Annotated in this window: 19 protein-coding genes; 3 read left to right on the top strand and 16 right to left on the bottom strand. The window is 68.4% G+C overall.

Annotated features, from left to right (window positions below):
- Positions 1–3 precede the first annotated feature (3 nt).
- From cheB to HWX00_RS09730, 10 genes are all read right to left on the bottom strand, one after another.
- The gene (gene cheB / locus HWX00_RS09775; protein WP_034185671.1) at positions 4–1,023 is read right to left on the bottom strand and encodes a chemotaxis response regulator protein-glutamate methylesterase; all 1,020 of its coding nucleotides are present in this window, start codon (positions 1,021–1,023) and stop codon (positions 4–6) included.
- The gene (locus HWX00_RS09770; protein WP_059558466.1) at positions 1,020–3,329 is read right to left on the bottom strand and encodes a hybrid sensor histidine kinase/response regulator; all 2,310 of its coding nucleotides are present in this window, start codon (positions 3,327–3,329) and stop codon (positions 1,020–1,022) included. The genes cheB and HWX00_RS09770 overlap by 4 nt, the downstream gene beginning before the upstream one ends.
- Complete coding sequence (locus tag HWX00_RS09765) at positions 3,326–4,030, bottom strand: chemotaxis protein CheW (protein ID WP_034185669.1); 705 nt, start codon at positions 4,028–4,030, stop codon at positions 3,326–3,328. The genes HWX00_RS09770 and HWX00_RS09765 overlap by 4 nt, the downstream gene beginning before the upstream one ends.
- Positions 4,031–4,076: 46 nt before the next feature.
- The gene (locus HWX00_RS09760) at positions 4,077–5,456 is read right to left on the bottom strand and encodes a CheR family methyltransferase (protein WP_034185668.1); all 1,380 of its coding nucleotides are present in this window, start codon (positions 5,454–5,456) and stop codon (positions 4,077–4,079) included.
- The gene (locus HWX00_RS09755; RefSeq protein WP_034185667.1) at positions 5,453–5,965 is read right to left on the bottom strand and encodes a chemotaxis protein CheW; all 513 of its coding nucleotides are present in this window, start codon (positions 5,963–5,965) and stop codon (positions 5,453–5,455) included. The genes HWX00_RS09760 and HWX00_RS09755 overlap by 4 nt, the downstream gene beginning before the upstream one ends.
- On the bottom strand, positions 5,962–7,638 hold the full coding sequence (locus HWX00_RS09750) for a methyl-accepting chemotaxis protein (RefSeq protein ID WP_034185666.1): 1,677 nt from the start codon (positions 7,636–7,638) through the stop codon (positions 5,962–5,964). The genes HWX00_RS09755 and HWX00_RS09750 overlap by 4 nt, the downstream gene beginning before the upstream one ends.
- 126 nt (positions 7,639–7,764) lie before the next feature.
- Positions 7,765–8,898: a hybrid sensor histidine kinase/response regulator gene (locus HWX00_RS09745; protein ID WP_034185665.1), complete on the bottom strand. Its 1,134-nt coding sequence runs from the start codon at positions 8,896–8,898 to the stop codon at positions 7,765–7,767.
- Positions 8,899–9,374: 476 nt separating this feature from the next.
- Positions 9,375–10,958, bottom strand: coding sequence for a Na+/H+ antiporter (locus HWX00_RS09740; protein WP_034185664.1), 1,584 nt, complete (start codon positions 10,956–10,958; stop codon positions 9,375–9,377).
- Between the two features lie 233 nt (positions 10,959–11,191).
- Entirely contained in the window at positions 11,192–12,625 is a 1,434-nt protein-coding gene (locus tag HWX00_RS09735; protein WP_034185663.1) for an aldehyde dehydrogenase family protein, read from the bottom strand.
- A 29-nt stretch (positions 12,626–12,654) separates the two neighbouring features.
- Positions 12,655–14,295 (bottom strand): acetolactate synthase large subunit, encoded by a 1,641-nt coding sequence (locus HWX00_RS09730; RefSeq protein WP_034185662.1) that lies wholly within the window; start codon positions 14,293–14,295, stop codon positions 12,655–12,657.
- Positions 14,296–14,633: 338 nt separating this feature from the next.
- Here HWX00_RS09730 and HWX00_RS09725 point away from each other — a divergent pair, with 338 nt between their 5' ends.
- On the top strand, positions 14,634–14,972 hold the full coding sequence (locus tag HWX00_RS09725) for a type II toxin-antitoxin system RelE/ParE family toxin (protein ID WP_175027444.1): 339 nt from the start codon (positions 14,634–14,636) through the stop codon (positions 14,970–14,972).
- Between the two features lie 3 nt (positions 14,973–14,975).
- A complete protein-coding gene (locus HWX00_RS09720; RefSeq protein ID WP_034185660.1) occupies positions 14,976–15,275 on the top strand; it encodes an addiction module antidote protein in 300 nt (99 codons plus the stop codon).
- Between the two features lie 83 nt (positions 15,276–15,358).
- On the opposite strand, the gene HWX00_RS09715 is transcribed toward HWX00_RS09720, so the two are convergent.
- From HWX00_RS09715 to andAc, 5 genes are all read right to left on the bottom strand, one after another.
- Positions 15,359–16,645 carry a DUF445 domain-containing protein gene (locus HWX00_RS09715; RefSeq protein WP_034185659.1) on the bottom strand — a complete coding sequence of 429 codons (1,287 nt, stop codon included), beginning with the start codon at positions 16,643–16,645 and terminating at the stop codon, positions 15,359–15,361.
- Positions 16,646–16,754: 109 nt separating this feature from the next.
- Positions 16,755–17,975 (bottom strand): anthranilate 1,2-dioxygenase system ferredoxin--NAD(+) reductase, encoded by a 1,221-nt coding sequence (andAa, locus tag HWX00_RS09710; RefSeq protein WP_175027445.1) that lies wholly within the window; start codon positions 17,973–17,975, stop codon positions 16,755–16,757.
- Positions 17,965–18,291 (bottom strand): anthranilate 1,2-dioxygenase ferredoxin subunit AndAb, encoded by a 327-nt coding sequence (gene andAb / locus HWX00_RS09705; protein WP_006479527.1) that lies wholly within the window; start codon positions 18,289–18,291, stop codon positions 17,965–17,967. The genes andAa and andAb overlap by 11 nt, the downstream gene beginning before the upstream one ends.
- Before the next feature lie 17 nt (positions 18,292–18,308).
- Positions 18,309–18,785 (bottom strand): anthranilate 1,2-dioxygenase small subunit AndAd, encoded by a 477-nt coding sequence (andAd, locus tag HWX00_RS09700; protein WP_175027446.1) that lies wholly within the window; start codon positions 18,783–18,785, stop codon positions 18,309–18,311.
- 14 nt (positions 18,786–18,799) lie between these two features.
- Positions 18,800–20,071 carry an anthranilate 1,2-dioxygenase large subunit AndAc gene (andAc, locus tag HWX00_RS09695; protein WP_049029683.1) on the bottom strand — a complete coding sequence of 424 codons (1,272 nt, stop codon included), beginning with the start codon at positions 20,069–20,071 and terminating at the stop codon, positions 18,800–18,802.
- A 213-nt stretch (positions 20,072–20,284) separates the two neighbouring features.
- Here andAc and andR point away from each other — a divergent pair, with 213 nt between their 5' ends.
- A complete protein-coding gene (gene andR, locus HWX00_RS09690) occupies positions 20,285–21,244 on the top strand; it encodes an anthranilate 1,2-dioxygenase regulatory protein AndR (RefSeq protein WP_034185657.1) in 960 nt (319 codons plus the stop codon).
- 129 nt (positions 21,245–21,373) lie between these two features.
- Here andR and HWX00_RS09685 read toward each other — a convergent pair whose 3' ends face one another.
- Positions 21,374–22,267: a LysR family transcriptional regulator gene (locus HWX00_RS09685; RefSeq protein ID WP_175027447.1), complete on the bottom strand. Its 894-nt coding sequence runs from the start codon at positions 22,265–22,267 to the stop codon at positions 21,374–21,376.
- Between the last annotated feature and the right edge of the window lie 60 nt (positions 22,268–22,327).

The raw sequence follows: 22,327 nt of genomic DNA, 5'->3' as shown, positions 1-22,327 counted from the left end.
CCGTCAGTCGCGCAGCGGGCGCGTGATGCGCGAGATCAGCTGGGGCGCGATCCGCTCGAGCGGCAGGATCGCCGACGCCGCGCCGATCGCCGCGGCCGCCTTCGGCATCCCGTAGACGGCGCTGGTCGCCTCGTCCTGCGCGATCGTGTAGCACCCCTTCGCGCGCATCGCCTTCAGGCCGAGCGCACCGTCGCGTCCCATGCCGGTCAGCAGCACGCCGAGCGCGTCGCCCTGCCAGCCGTCGGCGACGCTGTTGAAGAACACGTCGATCGACGGCCGGTACGGCGTCTCGACCGGATGCTGCGTATAGCCGAGCACGCCGCGCGGCGACAGGTAAAGGTGATCGTTGGTGGCCGCCAGCAGTACCTCGCCGGCCTGCGGCACGCTGCCTTGCCGCGCGACGCGCACCGGCAGCCGCGTATAGCCGTCGAGCCACTCGGCCATCCCGTACGCGAACGCCTGGTCGACGTGCTGGACGATCACGAGCGCCGCCGGGAAATCGGCCGGCAGCGCGCGCAACAGCGCGGTGAGCGCGGTCGGTCCGCCCGCCGACGCGCCGATCGCGACGAGCGTGGGCTGGCCGCGCGCGGGCGCCGGCCCCGGCGGCACGAGCGCGGCCGTCCGGCTTTCGAGCAGCCGGCCGATCTGGTCGATCTTCGCGAGCAGCGCCTGCGGCGACGCGTCGGTCGACAGCCCGAGCGCGAGGGTCGGCGTGTCGACCGCATCGAGCGCACCGGCTCCCATCGCCTCGTACACCGACGACGTGTTCGCGCTGACGCTCGCCGTGACGATCAGGATCGCGCACGGCGCGCGCGCCATGATCCGGCGCGTCGCCGCGACGCCGTCGACCTTCGGCATCACGAGATCCATCAGCACGACGTCGGGCGGCTGCGCGACGCAGAAATCCACGGCCTCGTCGCCATCGGTCGCGACCCACAGCACGCGGTGGTCCGCGCGCAGCGCGATCACGCGGCGCAGCGCCTCCACGGCCAGCGGCAGGTCGTTGACGATACCGATGTTCATCCGCGTGCACCCCCGATCAGGTCGTGCACGGCATCGAGCAGCGCCTCGTCGTGGAAGCTGCTCTTCGCGAGGTAGTAGTCGGCGCCGGCGTCGAGCCCGCGACGGCGATCCTCGTCTCGATCCTTGTACGACACGATCATCACCGGCACGCGCTTGAGCATCGGATCGCCCTTGATCAGCGTGACGAGTTCGATGCCGTCCATGCGCGGCATGTCGACGTCGGTCACGACGAGATCGAACGTATCGCTGCGCACCGCGTTCCAGCCCTCCATCCCGTCGACCGCGACCGTCACGTCGTAACCGCGCTTTTCCAGCAGCTTGCGTTCGAGCTCGCGCACCGTCAGCGAATCGTCGACGACGAGCACGCGGCGGCGGCGATCGGCGAACGCGAGTTGCGGGTCGCGCGTGACCCGCGCAAGCTGCCCGCCGCGCACGAGCTTGTCGACCGAGCGGATCAGGTCCTCGACGTCGACGATCAGCACCGGGTCGCCGTTCTCGAGCAGCGCGCCGGCCGCGATGTTCTGGATCTTGTTCAGGCGGCTGTCGAGCGGCTGCACGACGAGCATCCGCTCGCCGAGGAAACGGTCGACCGCGACGCCGTACAGCTCGGGCTCGCCGCCGACGACCACGACGGCCGTGCTCGTGCGCGCGACGTCGGGTTCGCCCGCGTCGAGCAGCTGGTGCGCGGCGACCAGGCCCGCGCGCCGGCCGTCGAACGGAAAATGCGGCTGCCCTTCGAGCACGTCGATGTCGTCGTGCGCGAGTTCGAGCGTGCGGCGCACATGCGCGAGCGGGAACGCATACGGCTCGCCGCCGACTTCGACGAGCAGGCTGCGGATCACCGACAGCGTGAGCGGCAGCTGCAGCACGAAGCGCATGCCCGCGCCCGGTTCGTTGAAGATCCGCACCGCGCCGCGCACGCCGCGCACCATCTCCTGCACCGCATCGAGGCCGACGCCGCGCCCCGACACGTCGGTCACCGCATCGCGCATCGAGAAGCCCGGCAGCAGCAGGAATTCGAGCAGCTCGGGGTCGGACAGCCGCGCGGCCGTCTCGTCGTCGGTCAGGCGCTGGCGCACGACGGCCGCGCGCAGCGCGTCCATGTCGACGCCCGGCCCGTCGTCGATCACGCTGACGAGCAGCGAGCCGGCGCTGTGGCGCGCCTCCAGCGTCACGCTGGCCTCGGCCGGCTTGCCGCGCGCACGCCGCGCATCGGGCGAATCGACGCCGTGATCGATCGCGTTGCGCAGCAGATGGCCGAGCGGCGCGTCGAGCAGGTCGAGGATGTCGCGATCGACCTGCGTGCTCTCGCCGACGATCGAAAAGCGTACCTGCTTGCCGAGCGAACGCGCGAGATCGCGGACGATGCGCGGATACGCGCGCGTCGCGTCGCCGAACGGCCGCATCCGGCACTGCAACGCCTCGTCGTACAGTTGCTCGGCGATATGCGTGCTGCGCCGCTCGAAGCGGTCGAATTCGTCCATGCGCTCGGCCAGCGAACGCTGCAGGTCGTTGAGCATGTGCCGCACTTCGTTCATCGACGCGAGCATGCCCGCGTCGAGATCGTCGGCGAATTGTTCGTACATCAGATCGAGCGAACGGGCCGCGTCGCGCTGCGCGCGCTTCACGCGCAGCATCGATTCGGCGAACGGCTTGAGCCAGCGCGATTCGACCAGCGATTCGCCGGACAGGCTCAGCAGCCGGTTCAGCGTATCGGCCCGCACGCGGCGCATCGCGCCGGCGCCGGCCACGCGGCCGGCCTGCGCCGGATCGGGCGCCGCGCCCGACACCGCGAGCGGCGGCACCGCGGCGCTCGCGCCGACCGGCTCGTTCGCCGCGCCGTCGTGGTCGCGATACGGCATGGCAGGCGGCGGCACCGGCGGCGGCATCCCGGCAGGCGCCTGCATCGTCTGCGCGCCGTCGGCGCCCGCGAGCGCGGCCGCGAACACGTCGATCTCGGTCGACGTGACGGGCTGCGCCTGCGGATCGCCGACGCGCACCAGCAGATCGACGCCGGCGAGCAGCACGTCGACGTGCGTGGCCGTCAGCGAGATCGTGCCGGCCTGCGCGGCGACGAAGCACTCCTCCATCCGCCCCGCGATGTCGACGCCGAGCGGCACGCCGACGATGCGCGCGGCCCCCTTCAGCGAATGCGCGGCGCGCATGCAGGCTTCGAGCGCGACCGAGTCGGGCTCGCCCGATTCGAGCGCGAGCAGCCGCTCGGACAGCGCCTGGGTCTGCGTGCGCGTCTCCTCGCGATACAGCTCGAGCAGCGACAGGTGGCTCAGGTCGTCATCACCGCTCATCGCATGCTCCGTGTCACGGCGTCGAACAGACGGTCGTCGTCGAGCAGGCCCACCGACTTGCCGCGCCACGACAGCACGCCGCGCGACAGCCCGGCGCTCGCGCGCCCGACGGTCGCGGGCACCGGCACCCAGTCGGACGCGCCGTAGCGCAGCACGCCCTCGACTTCGTCGACCGGAAACACGACCGGCTCGCCCTGGTGCGCGGCGACCAGCAGCCGCGTGAAGCGGCCGTCGCCGTCGCGGTCGCCGCCCTTGCCGGCATCGAGGCCGAGCAACGCGCCGATCGAGATCGCGATGCGCAGCGTGCCGCGGATGTTGACCACGCCGCGCACGGCCGAATGGCGGCGATGCGGCAGCGAATGGATCGGGCGTGTGCCGGCGATCTCGCGCAGCACGCCGATCGGCAGCGCAAGCCATTCGTCGGCCACGCGGAACGCCAGCGCCGCGTGGTGCGTGTCGCCGTCGTCGCCCGCGCGCGTCGCGCCGAACGCACTGATCCGGCGCGTCGCGTCGGCCATCTCGGCCACGTCGAGCGGGCGCTCGAGCAGCTTCGCCGCGTGATACGCGTAGACCGGACAGTTCAGGCAGCGCAGGCAGTCGTTCAGCCGCTCGCACGAGCGGTCGCCGCGCGTGCCGATCCGGTTCCAGCAATCGTCGACGTCGATCGTCGTGTCGTCAATGGCAGCGGCGGCGCGGTTCATGAATTCCTCTGGTCATCGCGGTGTCGGTCCCGATTCCGTCATCGTGTCAGCCGGCCGAGCGCCGTGCGCGCTCGAGCAGCCATTGCGCGCCCGCACGATCGCCGCCGACGTCGAGCAGCGTCGCGAGATGGGTCAGCGCTTCGTGGTGCGTGGGTCGCAGGTACAGCGCCTTCCGGTAGAAGTCGCCCGCTTCCGCGGCGCGCCCGCGCGCATCCGCGATCAATCCGTTCAGGTAGAACGCATCGGCATGCGGGCCGACGCGCGCCGAGAACTGCGCGAGCACGCGCTCGGCCTCGTCGAATGCGCCGGCGTTCGCGAGCGCCTGCGCATCCTCGAGTGTCGGCGCGACGGCTTCGGCAACCGGCGCGACCGCTTCGGCCGTCGCGGCCGACAGGTCGGCCCGCGCATCGAAGGTGGCCGTGTTCACGGCCGGCGGCGGCACCGCGAACGGCTGACGCGCATCACCCGGCCAGGACGGCGGCGCAACGGCCAGCACCGAGCGCGTCGCGGCGAGCGGCGCGACCGTGAAGCGCTCGGTGCGCCGGTACGGCGCCGCCGCAGCCGCGGCCGCGTCGGCCGCCGTGCCGGCCGGCTCGCGATGAAACGCGAATGCCAGCGGCACGCGCGCCGAGCGCATTCCGTGCCGCATCGCGACGCCCGTTTCGGCCGGCCCGACGAACAGCATGCCGTCGTCGACGAGCAGCGCGTCGAGCGAGCGGATCACGCGATCCTGCGCGTCGCGGTCGAAATAGATCAGCACGTTGCGGCAGAACACGAAATCGTAGCGAATGCCCGTATCCGCGGCCGGTTCGACGAGATTCGCGTGACGAAACTGCACGCAGGCGCGCACGCGCTCGTCGAGCAGCCAGCCGTCGCTGGCCGGCGTGAAATACCGTGAACGAAACTCCGTCGCCGTGCCGCGAAACGCGTTGCGTCCGTAACAGCCGAGCCGCGCGTACTCGATCGCGCGCGCGCTGAGATCGATCGCGTCGATCGTGAAGCTGGCCGGCTCGAGCCCCGCGTCGAGCAGCGCCATCGCCGCCGAATACGGCTCCTCGCCCGTCGAGCACGGCGCGCTCAGCACGCGGATCACCCGGCCGGGCAGCGCGGCAAGCCGTTCGGCCGCCAGCCGCGCGAGCGTCGCGAACGCCTCGCGGTCGCGGAAGAACCACGTCTCGGGCACGACGAACAGCTCGATCAGCGCGCGCCGCTCGTCGGCCGATGCGTTCAACTGCTGCCAGTACGCGTCGAGCGCCTCCGGCGTGACCGGCGGCCGCGCCGCCGACGGCAGCCGCTCGCCGTCCGCCTGCAGCGCATGCACGCGCTCCGTCAGCGCCCGCGTCAGAAAATCGTTGCCGAGCGAATCGGGGTCGATGCCGGTCTCGCGCAACAGCCAGCCGCGAAATCGCGATTCGGACGCTTTCATGCGAACTCCCCCCCGTGGCCCGGCAGGCCATCGAACAGATACAGGCGCGCCACGTCATCGATCAGGTCGGACACCGACACCTGCTGCACGATGCCGTCAGGCGTATTGGCGACGTGCCCGAGCCAGCGCGTGCGCGCGGTCGAGATGCCGCTCGCGTGGAACGCCGCGCGGTCGATCCGCATCGTCTGCGTCGCACGTTCGACGATCAGGCCGAGCGTGCGCTCGACACCGGCCTCGCCCGCGCGGTAGCGGACCATCACGAGCCGCGTCGAGCGCAGCGCGTGCGCGCGCCGCCCGAGCGCCAGCATCGGCACGTCGATCACCGGCACCGGCTGGCCGGCGCGCATCAACAGCCCGGCGATCCAGTCGGGCGCGCCGGGCACGGCCTTCGTGTCCGCGAGCGGCAGCACCTCGTCGATGCCGGCCGCGTCGAGCGCATAACGCTCGCCGTCGAGCTCGAACATCAGGAACAGCGCCTGCGCGCCGTTCTGCGGATCGGCGCGCGTCACGCGTCGACCTTGAAGCGCGACACACTGGTGCGCAACTGGTTCGCCACCAGCGTCAGGTCGTCGATCGCCTGCGACGACTGGCGCAGCGACTCGGCCGTCTGCTGCGCGGCCTCCGACAGTTGCGACAGCGCCTGCGTGATCTGCTCGGCGCCGTTCGCCTGCGTCTGCATCCCCTCGTTGACCATCTGGAAGCGCGGTGCGAGCGTCTGCACCTCGGCGATGATCTGCGACAGCTGCCCGCCGACCTGCTGCACGTCGAGCATCCCGCGGCGCACTTCCTCGGAGAACTTGTCCATCCCCATCACGCCCGCCGACACGGCCGACTGGATTTCCTTCACCGTCTGCTCGATGTCGTAGGTCGCGACGGCCGTCTGGTCGGCCAGGCGACGGATCTCGGTCGCGACGACCGCGAAGCCGCGACCGTACTCGCCGGCCTTCTCGGCCTCGATCGCCGCGTTCAGCGACAGCAGGTTGGTCTGGTCGGCCACCTTGGTGATGGTCGCGACCACCTGGTTGATGTTCAGCGCCTTCTCGTTGAGGATCGCGAGCTTCGCGTTCACCGAGCCGGCCGCGTCCATCACGCTGCGCATCGTCTCGCCCATCCGCGTGAGCCCGCTCTGGCTCACGCCGGCGAGCGTCGCCGACTGCTCGGCCACGCCGGCCACCTCGTTCATCGTGCGCAGCAGGTCGCGCGAGGTCGCGAAGATCTCGCGCGAGGTCGCGCCGATCTCGGTCGTCGTCGCCGCGGTTTCGTTCGCGGTCGCCTGCTGCTCGCGCGACGTCGCCGCGATCTCGGCCACCGACGTGGTCACCTGCAGCGACGACTGCTGCGCGCGCGCGACGAGTTCGGTCAGCTCGTCGGCCATCCGGTTGAAGCCCGTCTCGAGCGTGCCGAATTCGTCGCGGCGACGCAGGTCGAGGCGGCGCGTGAGGTTGCCGGTGCGCATCACGTCGTGCACTTCCACCAGGCGCGCCATCGGAACGGTCACCGAACGGTACAGCACGTAGCCGAGCCCGAGCGCGGACAGCAGCACGAACGCGAGCGCGGTCGCGAGCACGACCTCGGTGTCCTGCACGGATTCGCGGATCAGCTTCGCGGACTGCTCGGCGAACTTGCGGTTCTCCTGGACCAGGACGTTGGCGTTGCGCACGACCTCGGCCCAGGCCGGTTGCGCCTTGGTGTATGCCGCGACCGCGTCGTCGTGCGACGCGCGGGTCTTCTGAATCGCGTCGCTCAGGAGCGGCAGGTAACGATCGTATGCGCCGCGAAACGCGGCGAACCGCTGCCGGTCGTCGTCGCGGAACGTCGTGGCCTGATAGTCGACCGACAGCGCCTCGACTTCCTTCATCGCGTCGGCGATCTTCGCGAGATCGCGATGCACGCTGTCGGGGTCGGTATCGACGAACGTTGCCTGCTGCAACAGCATGAACGATTCGTTGACCGAGCCGCGCAGCGATGACGCGAGGTACACGCCGGGCAGCGAGTCGCGCTCGATGCTGATGGCTTCGGCGTTGATCGCGCGCAGTCGCTCGTAGGACACGCCGGCTGTCACCAGCATCAGCACGAACAACACGCCGAAGCTGAGCAGGATGCGATTGCCGAGCGTCAGCCGGGCAGCGCCGATCGTCGGATGCAGGCTTTCATTGGTCGCGCGGGGCGTCACGGTGGCCATGTTCGTTATGGGCTTTCTAAAATCAGCGTTGAAAAAATCCGCGCCCGCCTGCGCGCCGGTCGGCGCGCCACGAGCGCATCGGGGTCGGATGCGGACGACGCGGCGCCGGCAGGCCGCGCCGCGAAATCACCGCTCCGCTTGCGCCGGCAGCCGAAGCGCGACCATGAAGCCGCGCGCCGTATTGCGCATCAGGATCTGGCCGCGATGCCGCGCCGCCGTCGCGCGCACGAACGCAAGCCCGAGGCCGAAGCCGCCGCGCGCCGCGCCGTTCACGGTTTCGAGCTGCACGAACGACTCGGTCGCGGCCGTGCGCTGCTCGGGCGCGATGCCGGCGCCGCCATCCTCGACGCCGATCAGCCAGGCGCCGTCCTCGCTGCTCAGCGTGCAGTGCACGTCCGTGCCGGCCGGGCCGTACTTCAGCCCGTTGTCGATCAGGTTCGCGACCGCGCGCGTGAGCATCATGCGGTCGCCCATCGTCACGCACTCGGTGTCGGGCACGTGCGCGACGACCCGGCAGCCGAGCCCGGCCGCTTTCTCCCACAGCTGGTCGACGGCATCGACCACGATCTCGTTGAGGCTCAAGACCTCGTGCGCGCGGCGCTCGGACTGCGCGCGGGTCAGGTGGATGAAGCCGTCGGCAAGCGCCAGCGCACGCCGCGCATGGCCGGCGATGCGCTCCATGATCGCCGGCATGTCGCCGTGTTCGGCGCGGTAGACGTCGAGCAGCGCGAGGATCGACGTCTGCGGGGAACGCATGTCGTGCGACAGGAAATCGAGCGCCTCGTCGCGCTGCCGGGACATCAGGTACGAATTCGAGTGATAGCGGATGCGCGCGGTCAGCTCCATCGCGTCGGGGAGCTTCACCAGATAGTCGTTCGCGCCGGCGATGAACGCCTCGCGCTTGACGATCGGCTCCTCCTTCGCGGACAGCACGATGATCGGCACCCGCGCGGTGCCGGCGTCGGCGCGCCACGCGCGGACGAGATCGAGGCCGTCGATCTCCGGCATCACGAGGTCCTGCAGGATCACCGTCGGCTTCACGTCGCGCGCGACCGCCATCGCCCGGTGCGCGTCGGTACACACGTGCAGATCGATGTCGTGCTCGCTGCGCAGCGCGCGGCGGATCACCTCGCCGACGAACGGTTGATCGTCGACCAGAAGGACCGATAACCCCGATTCAAGGCAATCCGAGGCATTATCACTGCTCGATTCTTTCATAAATACAGTTTCAAACGCCGAATCTCCAATCGATTCTTTCATAGGAGTTGTTTATCCGACTTGGACACTATCTTATTTTGGCGGTTGAAAAACCCGCCTGATTCCGCCGATTTGGCCTGTCGGCACTGCCTTGCGGGGCTTGAGACGCCGATTCCTTCCTCATCGGCAACCGCATTACCTCCGCATTCTTTCTCTCAATAAAGATAACCGGCTGATTCTAAATGAAATTAGAACACAGCATCTATCTCCTTCCGGTTTAGTTTTGCCAAATATGCAGAAAGAGACGGAATCAGATAAATCTGATCATTTCCGGATTCGAAAGACGATAACGTTTGCGAGACCGGCGCCATAAGGCTTGCATGGTCTGCAAGGCTGTTTGCCGGTGGTATTGAGGGCCGGATTCCGACAGGTCGAATCGGCTGGTGGGCGGGAGCAACATCGCGCGGCGGGGAAGGATCGGCCGCGCGCGGTGCAGGGCCGGCAGAACGCCGGCCCGTGGGATGACGGGTCGCGCCCGCTTACCCGCGCGCGTGCTGCGCGGACACTTCCTGCAGGTCGAGATCGCGTTCGAGCGTGTGCAGCATCTCGTCGTGGATGCGCCCCGACCGATGCAGGCGCAACAGTTCCGCACGCCCGGCCCTGATCGCGGCCAGCACGACGTCGTAGTGCGCGGTGCGCACTTCCGCCGGGTACTCGGGTTCGTTCTTCGAGCGTTCGGTCAGCTCCGCGCGATACGTGTATTGCTCGAGCAGGCGCGGATGGATCACGACGCCGTGCTCGTCGCGCACGAGCGGCTGGATCGCCGCGAGCTGCGCGGCCTCGACGTGCGCCCACGTCTGCGGCTCGGTCAGATGGTGCGCGGCGCGCTCCTCGCGCTGCGGCAGGCGCAGCAGCCGGATCAACGGCCCGATCGTCGTGCCCTGCAGCAGCACGGTGACGAGGATCACCGCGAACGACGCGACCAGGATCACGTCGCGGCCGGGCAACGCCTCGGGCAGCGACAGCGCGATCGCGAGCGTCACGACCCCGCGCATCCCGGCCCAGCTCATGATCGTCGCGGCCTTCCAGTCGGGCGCTTCGCCGCGCCGTGCGATCCCGCGCACCGGCCACTTCAGCGCCTCGACCGCGTAGATCCACACGAAGCGCGACACGATCACCGCCGCCAGCACCGCGACCACCGGCGGCACCATCGTGGCGAGCACCTGCTCGAAGCCGCCGAGCCGGTGAATCGCGCCGCGCAGCGACAGCCCGATCAGCACGAACACCATCGCTTCGAGCAGGAACACGATGACCTGCCAGAATGCGGTGCCGCGCGTGCGCACGGCGGCCGAGAACACCTCGTGCTGATGCCAGCCGATGATCATGCCGGCCGTGACCGTCGCGATCACGCCCGACACCTCGACCATTTCGCCCGCGATGTACGCGATCCAGCCGGCGATCACCGCGACGGTGATCACGAGATAGTCGTCGTCGAGCAGCTTCAGGAACCACACGACGAGCCGGCCGATCACGAAGCCGACCACCACGCCGCCGAGCCCGAGTTCCGCGAAACGCACGACCGCATGCTCGAGGCTGAACGCACCGGTGAGGGCGGCCGCGACCGCGAAGCGGAACAGCACGAGGCCGGCCGCGTCGTTCAGCAGGCTCTCGCCTTCGAGCAGCACCATCAGCCGGCGCGGCAGCGCGACACGTTCGAGCACGGCTTTCGCGGCGACCGCGTCGGGCGGCGACACGATCGCGCCGAGCGCGAAGCACGCGGCCCACGGCAGCGCCGGCACGACCCAGTGCACGGCGAAACCGACCGCGAACGTCGTGAAGACGACCGCGCCGATCGCGAGCATCAGGATACCGCCGACGTTACGCTTGAACTCTTCCCATACGGAGAAGTACGCGCCGTCCATCAGCAGCGGCGGCAGGAACACCAGCAGCACCAGCTCGGGATCGAGGTTGATCGGCGGCAGGCCGGGAATGAATGCGATCCCGATACCGCCGATCAGCAGCGCGGCCGCGGGCGGCAACCGCAACCGCTTGGCGATGCATTCGAGCGCGACGATCGCCAGGAATGACAACAGAACCAGCTTGAATGCCGAGACGGGGGACATGAATCGACCTCGTGAAGAATGAATTCGCGCTTTCCGGTGCCGTGCCCCGGTCCGCAGTTTGGCGCGATTACATCACGAGGCGAGGCCCGCAGTCGAGCGCGCGTCGGGCGGCCCGCCGCGCGGCGGTACGCGCGCGATGCCGGACCGATGCGCGCGGCGCAATGAAAACGGCACGCAGGCCGGCCCGATCGCCTGCCTGCGTGCCGTTGTGGACTGACGCCGCGGCCGGCGCGTTACCGGCGCCGCACGACCATCAGCCGCGGTTCGGTCATGTCCTCGATCGCGTAGCGGACCCCTTCGCGGCCGAGGCCCGAATCCTTCACGCCGCCGTACGGCATGTTGTCGACGCGGAACGACGGCACGTCGTTGATCACGACGCCGCCGACTTCCAGTTCATCCCACGCGCGCTGCGCATGCGTGAGCGAATCGGTGAACACGCCGGCCTGAAGCCCGAAGTCGCTGTCGTTCACGCGGGCGAGCGCATCGTCGAAGCGGTCGAACTTCTCGAGGATCGCGACCGGGCCGAATGCCTCCTTCCGGTACAGGTCCTGCTCGTGCCCGACGTTTTCCAGCAGCGTCGCCTCGAACATCGCGCCGTCGACCTTGCCGCCCGCGACGATCTTCGCGCCCGCCGCGACGGCCGCGTCCATCCAGCCCGACAGCCGGCGCGACTCCGATTCGGAGATCATCGGGCCGACGAACGTCGACGGATCCTTCGGGTCGCCCATCTTCAGCGAACGCGTCTTCGCGATCAGCTTCTCGCGCAGCGCATCGTAAAGATCGGCATGCACGAGGATCCGCTGCACGCCGATGCAGCTCTGGCCCGACTGGTAGTACGCGCCGAACGCGAGACGCTCGACCACGTAGTCGAGCCGGTCGCGCTGATCCGCATCGACGATCGCGGCCGCGTTGCCGCCGAGTTCGAGCACGACTTTCTTCTTGCCCGCCTTCTCCTTCAGCGCCCAGCCGACGGCCGGCGAACCCGTGAACGACAGCAGCTTGAAACGCTCGTCGGTCGTAAACAGGTCGGCGCCGTCGCGATGCGCGGGCAGCACCGAGAACGCGCCCTTCGGCAGGTCGGTTTCCGCGAGCACCTCGCCGATGATCAACGCGCCGATCGGCGTGCGGCTCGCGGGCTTCAGCACGAACGGGCAGCCGGCCGCGAGCGCGGGCGCGACCTTGTGCGCGGCAAGGTTCAGCGGGAAGTTGAACGGCGAGATGAACGAACACGGGCCGATCGGCACGCGCTTCACGTACCCCGTATAACCCTGCGCACGCGCGGAAATTTCGAGGTTGACGATCTCGCCGTCGATCCGCACCGATTCCTCCGCGGCGACGCGGAACGTGTCGATCAGCCGCGTCACTTCGCCCTTCGAATCGTTGATCGGCTTGCCGGCCTCGATGCACAACGCCTCGGCCAGCTCGTCGAAGCGCTCGCGAAAGCGCGCGACGCAATGGTCGAGCACGGCCTGCCGCCTGAAGGCCGGCATCTCGCGCATCGGCTTCGCGGCGGCGACCGCCGCGCCGATCGCCGCATCGATCGCCTTCGCATCGGCCAGCGCGACGCGCGTCGCGACCTTGCCGCTGAACTTGTCCGTGACCTCCAGATCGGTGTTCGCGTAGACGGCTTCGTTGGCGAGGTAGTACGGATAGGTTTCCTTCAACATGGAACGACTCCTTCCGGTGAACGGGGAATTCAGAGCTGTGCCGACAGGCGCTTGATCTCGCGGTTCAGCACGCGCTCGTTGTCCGAGTAATCGATCGGCACGTCGATCACGTGCACGCCCGGCGACGAGAAGCACTCGCGCAGCAGCGGCTCGAGATCGTCGGCCGATTCGACACGATGCCCGTGCGCGCCGTAGCTTTGCGCATACGACACGAAATCGGGGTTCTGCAGCGTCATCGCGTAATCGGGGAAATTCATGTTCTCCTGCTTCCAGCGAATCATCCCGAACGCGTCGTCGCGCAGGATCATCACGACGAGGTCGAGCTTCAGCCGCACGGCCGTCTCGAGCTCCTGCGAATTCATCATGAAGCCGCCGTCGCCGCACACGGCGATCACCTTGCGCTGCGGATGCACGATCTTCGTCGCGATCGCCGACGGCAGGCCGGCGCCCATCGACGCGAGCGCGTTGTCGAGCAGCAGCGAATTCGGCTCGTGCGCACGCCAGTAGCGTGCGAACCAGATCTTGTACATCCCGTTGTCGAGACAGACGATGCCGTCGACCGGCAGCGCGTTGTACAGGTCGTTGACGATCCGCACCGGGTACATCGGGAAGCGCGGATCGTGCTGGCCCTTCTCCAGATGGGCGTCGAAATGCTCCTTGATCATCGCGAAGCGCGCGAAATCCCAGTGCGGCTGCGGCGACATGGCCTCTTTCATTTGCCACACGGCATTCGCGATGTCGCCGACCACTTCGATCTGCGGGAAATAGACGGGATCGACCTGCGCGCCGAGGAAGTTCACGTGGATCACCGTCTTGTCGTCGGTGCGCATGAAGAACGGCGGCTTCTCGATCACGTCGTGGCCGACGTTGATGATGCAGTCCGCATGCTCGATCGCGCGATGCACGAAATCGCCGTCGGACAGCGTCGCATTGCCGAGCCACAGCGGATGGGTCTCGTCGATCACGCCCTTGCCCATCTGCGTGGTGAAGAACGGGATGCCCGTCTTGTCGACGAATTCGAGCAGCATCTTGCAGGTGGTCTTGCGGTTGCCGCCCGCGCCGATCATCAGCAGCGGATGGCGGGCGGCCTGGATCGCGTCGACCGCACGCGCGACCGCTTTCTCCTCGGCCACCGGCCGCCGGCTGTAGCTGCGCGGGATCGGCTTGCCGTCGCCCTCCTCGTGCGCGATGTCTTCCGGCAATTCGAGGTGCGCCGCGCCCGGGCGCTCCTCCTCCGCGCGGCGGAACGCCTCGCGCACGGCCGACGGGATATTGCCGATCGACACGATCTGCCGCGTGAATTTCGTGAGCGGCTGCATCATGTCCACCACGTCGACGATCTGGAAGTGGCCCTGCTTGCTCGACTTGATCGGCTTCTGCCCGGTGATCATCAGCATCGGCATGCCGCCGAGCTGCGCATACGCGGCGGCCGTGACGAAGTTCGTCGCACCCGGCCCGAGCGTCGCGAGACACACGCCGGTGCGGCCCGTCAGGCGGCCGTAGGTGGCGGCCATGAACCCGGCCGCCTGCTCGTGCCGGGTCAGCACGAGCTTGATCTTCGATCGCCGCAGCGATTCGAGCAGATCGAGGTTTTCTTCGCCGGGAATACCGAACACGTACTCGACGCCTTCGGCTTCCAGCGCCTTCACGAACAGATCCGATGCTTTCATGGGGGACTCTCGGTTATGCCGCCTGCCCGGCCTACGGGCGCGCGGCGTACATGACGCGCGCCGGCCTACGGCACGCGGACGCTCTACCTACTGGACACAGACCACGGCACTTCCCGCCGCGCGACGAACGATGCGCGGCGGCGCCCCCGGATGCCGGAGGACGAACGGACCCACCCGTGCGCGACGAGCATGCACGAGCGGCAAGGACGTGTTTGATTGTAGACGGATTCGAAAGATTTCGACTTCGGCCGAACGGCCAATCGGCACCCAAGCGAGGCGGACGGCCCTACCGCAGCAGCCGCGAATCGACTTGCCACCGCCCCTTTTTTCTGTGAACCATGGTTGACATACTGCCATCGACGCCCTACCGTGCACCTACGTTCAGTGCCCGAACCACCGACGTCTTCGACGCCTGGTTTGCCGGCCGGCAGGATCGCGTCACGAAGCGCCGCATCCAGGCTCGCATCGACCGCCTGTCGATGGACAACCCGGGCGACCGGAAGTCCGCCGGCTCGCCGGTCGTCGAAATGCGGATCGACCATGGCCCCGGCTATCGCGTCTACTCCGTTCGGCGCGGACCGATCCGGGTCATCCTGCGCTGCGGCGGCGATCAATCGACGCAACTGGCCGACATACGCGCCGCGCACGCGATGCTCGCGCGCCTCGACATGGAGTGATCGATGGACAAGATCCGCACCCGGCCGTGGGATTCGGCCGAACCCCTGAAAACCGAAGACGACATGGCCGACTACTTCGAGGCCTGCCTGCAGGAGGCCGGCGACGATCCGGCCTTCATCGCGCACGCGCTCGGCGTGATCGCACGCGCACGCGGCATGTCGCAGGTCGCGCGCGATGCGGGCCTGTCGCGCGAAGGGTTGTACAAGGCGCTGTCGCACGACGGCAATCCGAGCTTCGGCACGATCCTGAAAGTCATCAAGGCGCTCGGCCTGCAGCTGCACGGCGCGAAAGCGCACGCATGACAAAAAAAGCGCGTGCCCGGCATCGCGCCCGTTGTGCGGTACTCGTGGCCGCGCCGGCGCCGCCGTTCAACGGCATGGGCGCGTCAAGGCAGCCACCCCGCCGCCCAGCGCGGCACCAGCGACACCAGATACAGCCCGAGCCCGATCAGCCCGCCGACCAGCGTGCCGTTGATGCGGATGTACTGCAGATCCTTGCCGATGTTCAATTCGATCTGCCGCGACATCTCGCGCGCATCCCAGTTGCGCACCGTATCGCGAATGTGGCGCATCAGGAAATCGGCGAAATCCGGCGCCATCTCGTGCACGGCCTTCTCGACATGCTCGTTCAGCGACGCGCGCAGCGCCGGGCTCTCCGACAGCCGCGCGCCGAGCCAGCCGCCCAGCGTCGCGGCCTGCCGGTGCAGCGCCGAATCGGCGCGGGCAAGATCGGCCTTCAGCCACGCGCGCAACTGGTCCCACAAGTCGCGCGCATACTCGTTGAATGCATCGCCGTCGCGGATATAGCGCTTGATCTCCTCGCCCTTCGCGACGAACGCCGGATCGTGCTTCAGCCGCTCGGTCAGTCGCGCGACCGTCCGGTCGAAGCGCTGCCGCAGCTCGTGCTCGGGGTCGGCCGCCACGCCTTCGAGCACGCGGCTCACCGCGCTCGCGAGCATCCGCGCGCCGTTCTCGCCGAACCATTGCGTCGGCATGATCTTCTCGACCTTCGGGTATTGCGTCTTCAGCCATTCGACGATGAAGCCCGCGATCACCTCTCGGTTCTCCTCCTTGTCGAGCACGTCCACTACCTGTTCTATCGCGTCGTCGAGCAGCGCCTGGTGGCGGCCGTCCTTCGTCAGCGTATCGAGGATCGCGCCGGCCGACTGCGACAGGTCGACCCGGTCGAGCACCGCGCGGAACGCGTCGTGCACGAACGTCTGGATCCGCGCGTCGTCGGTCATGTCGAGCGCGAAACTCATCAGCCTCGTCACGTAGCCGCCGAGCGCATCGGTGTTCGCCGGCTCGCCGAGCCACGCACCGAGTTTCCGCGCGGGATCGTGCTGGCGGATCTGCGCGGCGAGCGCGTCGGGGCCGAGGAACTTCTCGCGCACGAACACCGCGAGGTTGTCGGCGATCTTGTCCTTGTTCTTCGGAATGATCTCGGTATGGCGCGACACGAACGGAATCGGCACGCGGCGGAACAGCGCGACGACCGCGAACCAGTCGGCGAGCGCGCCGACCATCGCGGCTTCGGCCACGGCCTTGAAGCCGTCGACCCACGGGCCGCGCGGCAGCAGGATCGTCGTGACGAACACCGCGACGGCGGCCAGCAGCAGCCACAGCGCGCGGCGCTTGCTGCGTTTCAGTTCGAGGGCTTTGTCTGGCGTCATGGCGGACCGGCGGATCGGCGATGCCGCTAATATCCCCGATTTCGCCGCAACCGACAAACGCGCGGGCCGCGCAGGCGCATGCGGTGCACGCACACCGCGCGCGCCGCCGTTACAGGAAAGTCTTCAGGTTCACCGCCGGATCGGCCAGCTTCGCCGGGTCGGGCACCGCCCCTGCCGCGATCAGCCGGCGCGATGCGCCGATGTCGCGCCCGAGGTTCGCCGCGGCCACCGCGACGATCCTGCCGTCGTCGCCAAGCCCGAACACCGTGAACGGCCCGCTCGCCGGATCGCCGCGCACGACGATCGTGCGTTCGCCGCCGAACAGCCCGAGCATCTGCAGGTTGCAGTCGTACTGATCGGACCACAGCCACGGCAGCTCGCCATAGGTTTCGTCGGCGCCGAGCAGGTTCGCCGCCGCGACGGCCGGCTGGTTTTCGGCCACCTGCCACGACTCGATCCGCACGTGGCGCCCCAGCAGCGGATTGAAGTGCATCGTCACCTCGCCCGCCGCGAAGATCGCCGGATCGGCCGTACGGCAGCCCGCGTCGACGCGTATCCCGTTGTCGACGTCGAGCCCGGCCGCCTGCGCAAGCTCGACGTTCGGTACCACGCCGATGCCGACCACGACGATATCGGCCGGCACGTCGCCGCGATCGGTCTCGACGATCGCGGCGCCGCCCGGCGCGCGGCGGATCGCACGCGGCAGCGTCGCCATCCGGAACGCCACGCCACGCGTGTCGTGCAACCGACGCGCATACGCACCGACCACCTCCGGCAGCGCGCGCTGCAGCAAGCGCGGCGCCGGATCGATCACCGTCACGTCGCAGCCGAGCTGGCGTGCCGCCGCCGCGACCTCGAGGCCGATGAAACCGCCGCCGAGCACCGCCACGCGGCGGCCCGGCGCCAGTCGCGCACGCAACGCACGCGCATCGTCGACCGTGCGAACATAGTGCGGCACGACGCCTTCGTCGACCGCCCCGCCGAACGTGCGTACGCGCGACCCCGTCGCGAGCACGAGCCGCGCGTACGGCAGCGTCGTGCCGTCGTCGAGCCGTACGCGCCGCGCATCACGCTCGATCGCGTCGACGCGCGTGCCGAGCCGCAGCTCGATGCGCTGCGCGTCGTACCACGCCGCGTCGCGCACGAACGCACGCTGCTCGCCGCCGTCCGTCAGCAGCGCATCCTTCGACAGCGCCGGCCGGTCGTACGGCAGCGCGCGCTCCGCGCCGATCATCACGATGCGCGCCGCCGCATCGCGCTCGCGCAGCGCTTCGGCCGTGCGCCGCGCCGCATGGCCGGCGCCGACGATCACGAACGGATCAGCCGACATTGACTTCCACCTGCCCGTCGACGATCCGGATCGGATAGGTCCTTACCGGCTCGGTGATCGGCGCGCATTTCGGCGCACCGGTGCGGATGTCGATCAGCCCCTGGTGCAGCGGGCACTCGACGCAGCCGTCCTCCACGTAACCCTCGGACAGCCGCGCATGGCCGTGCGTGCAGAGGTCGTGCATCGCGAACAGTTCGTCGCCGATCCGGAACACGGCGATCGGCTTCTGGCCGGCGACGCGCGCCGCCGGTTCGTCTTCGGAGAATTCGTCGAAAGCGCCGAGCGGATGCCACTCGGCCAGCGTTGCTTCGGTCATGTCGTTTCCTTGCTTCGTCAGATCGGCGTCGCGAGCAGCGTCTGCACGCGCGGCGTGTCGTAGATCACCCGCTTGGTCTTGTAGCGCAGCCCGTCGGGCGTGCGCACGACCGTGTCGTAGTACTTGCCGGCCTGGTACACGTTCGACTCGCCGTTGCTGCGCGTCTGCACGACGACGTAGTTGCTCTCGGTGTCGATCTCGCCGTCGCGTTCCGCGACGATCGTCAGGCCCGACGTCATGTGCCGGTACGTGTGCTCCTCGTAGATGTTCGCGTGCCGCAGCGACACCACGCGATCGCGCAGCATCCGCTGGTTCGTGCAATGGACGATCCCGACCGGCAGCCCGAGATCGGCGTTCTCCTTCGGCACGATCTCGTACGTGCAGTCCTCGGTGAACATCTCCGGCCAGTGTTCGAGCCGGTCGTTGTCGAGGTGCCCGATATAGCGGTTCTGGAGCATGTAAATCTCGAACCAGGTCTTCATGTCTTCCGTCATTTTTCGCTCCCGCCTCAATAGCCCATCAGCTTCTGGTAGCCGACCCAGAACTTGCGGATCAGGCTTTCGGTGATCACCGTGTCCTGCTGGTCCGGATTGCCGCGCGACATCTCGATCACCGACGTCGCATCGGCATCGCGTATCGTGCCGCGCTGCACGAGCTCGGTCGCTTCGGTGTCTTCCATCGAGATGTAGCCGGCCGGCCCGACGAGGTTCGCCTGCTTGATGCGCAATGCGCGCAGCTCGGGCGTGTCGTCCGCGTACCCGAAGAAGTGGAAGATCAGCTCGAAGTTGTCGGGACCCTTCGGCAGGATCTGCCGCGCGACCAGCGTGTTGTGGATCTGCTGGATCACGAGCTGCGGGAAGATCGGCTGGATATGGTTGGTGCAGTCCTCGTCGTATTCCGACACGAGATCGAGGATCGATTCGTCCTCGAGATGGAAACCTTCGTCGAACGACCGGATGTTCTGCTGCTTGTACGCGGCCGACGTGTCGTCGTTCGTCTTCGTCACGGTGATGATGCTGTGCAGCCCGTGGTTCGCGTCCGGAATCGAACGCGCCTTCATCCCGACGCGGAAGATGTTGAAGGTCGTATGGAACAGGTGCAGCATGCTCGCGTGATACGGGTCCTTCACGTTCTCCATGTACAGCTTCCAGTTCGACTTCGAATACTGGCGCGTGCAGCCGAGATACTCGATCGGCTTGTGGAAGATCCGGTCGATCCACGGGCGCATCTGCTCGCCGAGATACTCGGGCAGCGGCGCGACGGCGTCGCTGAAGGTCGCGAACACGAGCCCGCGATAGCTGTCGACGCGCAGCTTGCGCAGCCCGTGCTGCTTCGGGTCGAAGTCGGCCGGCATCCCGGTCATCCCCTTCTGGCCGCGCCGGAACGGCACGCCGAGCAGGTTGCCCTGGCTGTCGAAGCTCCACTGGTGATACACGCACGTGTGCGAACTCGCGTTGCCGCGCGACTTGCGGCACACCTGCGCGCCGCGATGCGCGCAGCGGTTCACCCACGCCGAGAGCGTGCCGTCCTCGGCGCGCGTGACGACCACCGGCGTGTCGCCGACGAACGTGCTCTTGAAGTCGCCGGCCTTCGGGATTTCCGCTTCGAGCGCGACGAAGTTCCATGTCGGCCCGCGGAAGATGCGCTCCTGCTCGCGATCGTAGACCGCACGCGAGCTGAACACCTTGTACGGCACGCGCGAGCCGTCGTCGTGCGGAAAGGTCACGTCGGATGCGTCGCCGCGCTCGGCGAAAACGACGGGCGATTCTGTCTGCTCCATGTCGGACTCCTTGTCGATCGATTTCGTTGAATGCATGGAGCCGATTTTTGAAAAGCTAATATTCGTCGTCTATCCGGAAAGTGCGATTGCGGCGGCGCAATATCCACTTTCGGCGGATTTCTGCGCTAGCATGACGGCACACGCGACCCGGCGCACGATCGCGACCCATTCGTCGGATCGAAGCGCGCGTCGCCCATACCAAGGCTGAGGCCCATGTCCCCAACGTCGTTCGAGCCGTCCGCGCTGCGCGCGCACCGGCTGTTCGAATCCCGCGATCTCGACGAGACGCGCGAGCGCATCTCGCGCGTGATGCAGCCGCATGCACTGCTGCCGAACGGCCGCGTGCACGGCGCGTCGCACATGGATTTCGTCAAGCTGGGCGGGCTCGGGATCGGCACGATCGCATTCGGCGACGCGATGCGCGTGCAGGTCGACGCGGTCGACGGCTATTACCTGCTGATGTTCTGCCTGTCCGGCCAGGCCGAGGTGCGCGCGATGGGGCGGCAGCTCGGCGTCGACGGCCAGACCGGCGTGCTGTGCGCGCCCGGCGAGCGCTTCGACGCGGTGCTGTCGGCCGATTGCGAGCAGTTCGTGCTGCGCATCGACGCGGCGACCGTCGGCGCGCTGACCGGCGACCCGCGCGCGACGCTCGACCCCGTGCTGCACATCAGCGACGCCGCGCTTTCCGCGTGGCGCCAGCAACTGATGCTTGTCGCGCGGTCGCCCGAACTGCTCGAGCGCGCGAACGCGAACCCGCGTGTCGCGTCGCAGCTCGAGCATTTGCTGATTGACCTGCTGATCGAAGGCCATCCGCCGTCGGTGCTGCGCGCGACGCACCGCGACCCCGCGCCGGGCTTCGTGCGGCGCGCGCAGGAGTTCGTGAACGCGCACTATGCGCAGCCGCTGCAGCTCGCCGATATCGTCCAGGCCGCCAACGTGCCCGAACGGACGCTGCGCGACGCTTTCCTGCAGTTCCGCGGCATGAGCCCGATGCAATACCTGCGCGCGACGCGGCTCGACCATGCGCGCGAGCTGCTGCGCGGCGCGGCGGCCGGCCGGCGGATCGCCGAAGTCGCGCTCGATTGCGGGTTTACGCACCTCGGACGCTTCGCGATCGCGTATCGGGAAAAGTTCGGCGAATCGCCGTCGGAGACGCTCGACGCGAAGCGGTAGCCGCGACCGCCAGGCTGGCCGGCCGGCTTTCGCGCGAGCCGCAACGGCATCGCGCCGCACCGCCCTGGCCCCATTCGGCGGCGTCCGCCCAAACAGACCGTTAGTTGCGATTCATCGCACCCACGGCGGTCATTGCGCCGCCGACGCGATCATCTCCCGCGCAATCGCGCAGAACGCCGCCGTGGCCGCGCTTTCGCCGTGCAGCCGGCGACTCATGATGATCGGCGACGTCGCGGCCGGCTCCGGCAGCCGCCGGTAGACGACGCCCCGCACGCGCACGCCCTCCACACTCTCCGGCACCAGCGACACGCCGACCTGCGCGGCGACGAGCCCGAGCGCCGTCTGCAACTCGCGTACCTCGTGAACGGCCGCCGGCACGACCGCGCCGTCGCGCAGCGCGGACAGCTGCTGATCGGCGAAGCTCGGCCGCGGCGTGCTCGGGTAGACGATCATCGTCTCGTTCGCGATATCCGCGAGCGTCAGCGGCCGGGCCGGATCGGCGAGCGGATGCCCGACCGGCAGCGCCGCGATCAGCTTTTCCTCGATCAGCGCCTCGCGCACCAGCTGGTCGTCGTCGAAGCGCAGGCGGCCGAACCCGACGTCGATCCGCCCGCCCTTCAGCGCGCCGAGCTGTTCGAGCGTGAACATCTCGATCAGCGACAGCTCGACGTCCGGCTGCGCCTCGCGAAACGCGCGGATCACGTCCGGCAGCGCGCCGTACAGCGTCGACGGCACGAAGCCGATCACGATCCGCTCCGACAGCTGCGCAAGCCGCCGCGTCAGCGGGCCGAGCTCGTCGGCCTGGTCGACGAGGCGCTTCGCCTGCGCATAGAACACGCGCCCCGCATCGGTCAGCTTCAGCGGCCGCGCGCCGCGCTCGAACAGCGGCAACCCGATTTCGTCCTCGATCGCCTGGAGCTGGCGGCTCAGCGGCGGCTGCGTCATGTGCAGCCGCTCCGCCGCCCGCGTGATGTTCATTTCCTCGGCGACGGCGATGAAGTAGCGGAGCTGACGCAATTCCATTTCATGCCTCAAAGGTATGGAAGTAGTCGGAAAGAGTGTTGGACGACGCGGGGCGGGAAT

It is taken from the genome of Burkholderia seminalis DSM 23518 (assembly GCF_902832885.1).
GTDB lineage: Bacteria > Pseudomonadota > Gammaproteobacteria > Burkholderiales > Burkholderiaceae > Burkholderia > Burkholderia seminalis.
Note: the sequence above shows the minus strand (reverse complement) of the source record. Positions and strands in the feature narration are given on the sequence as shown.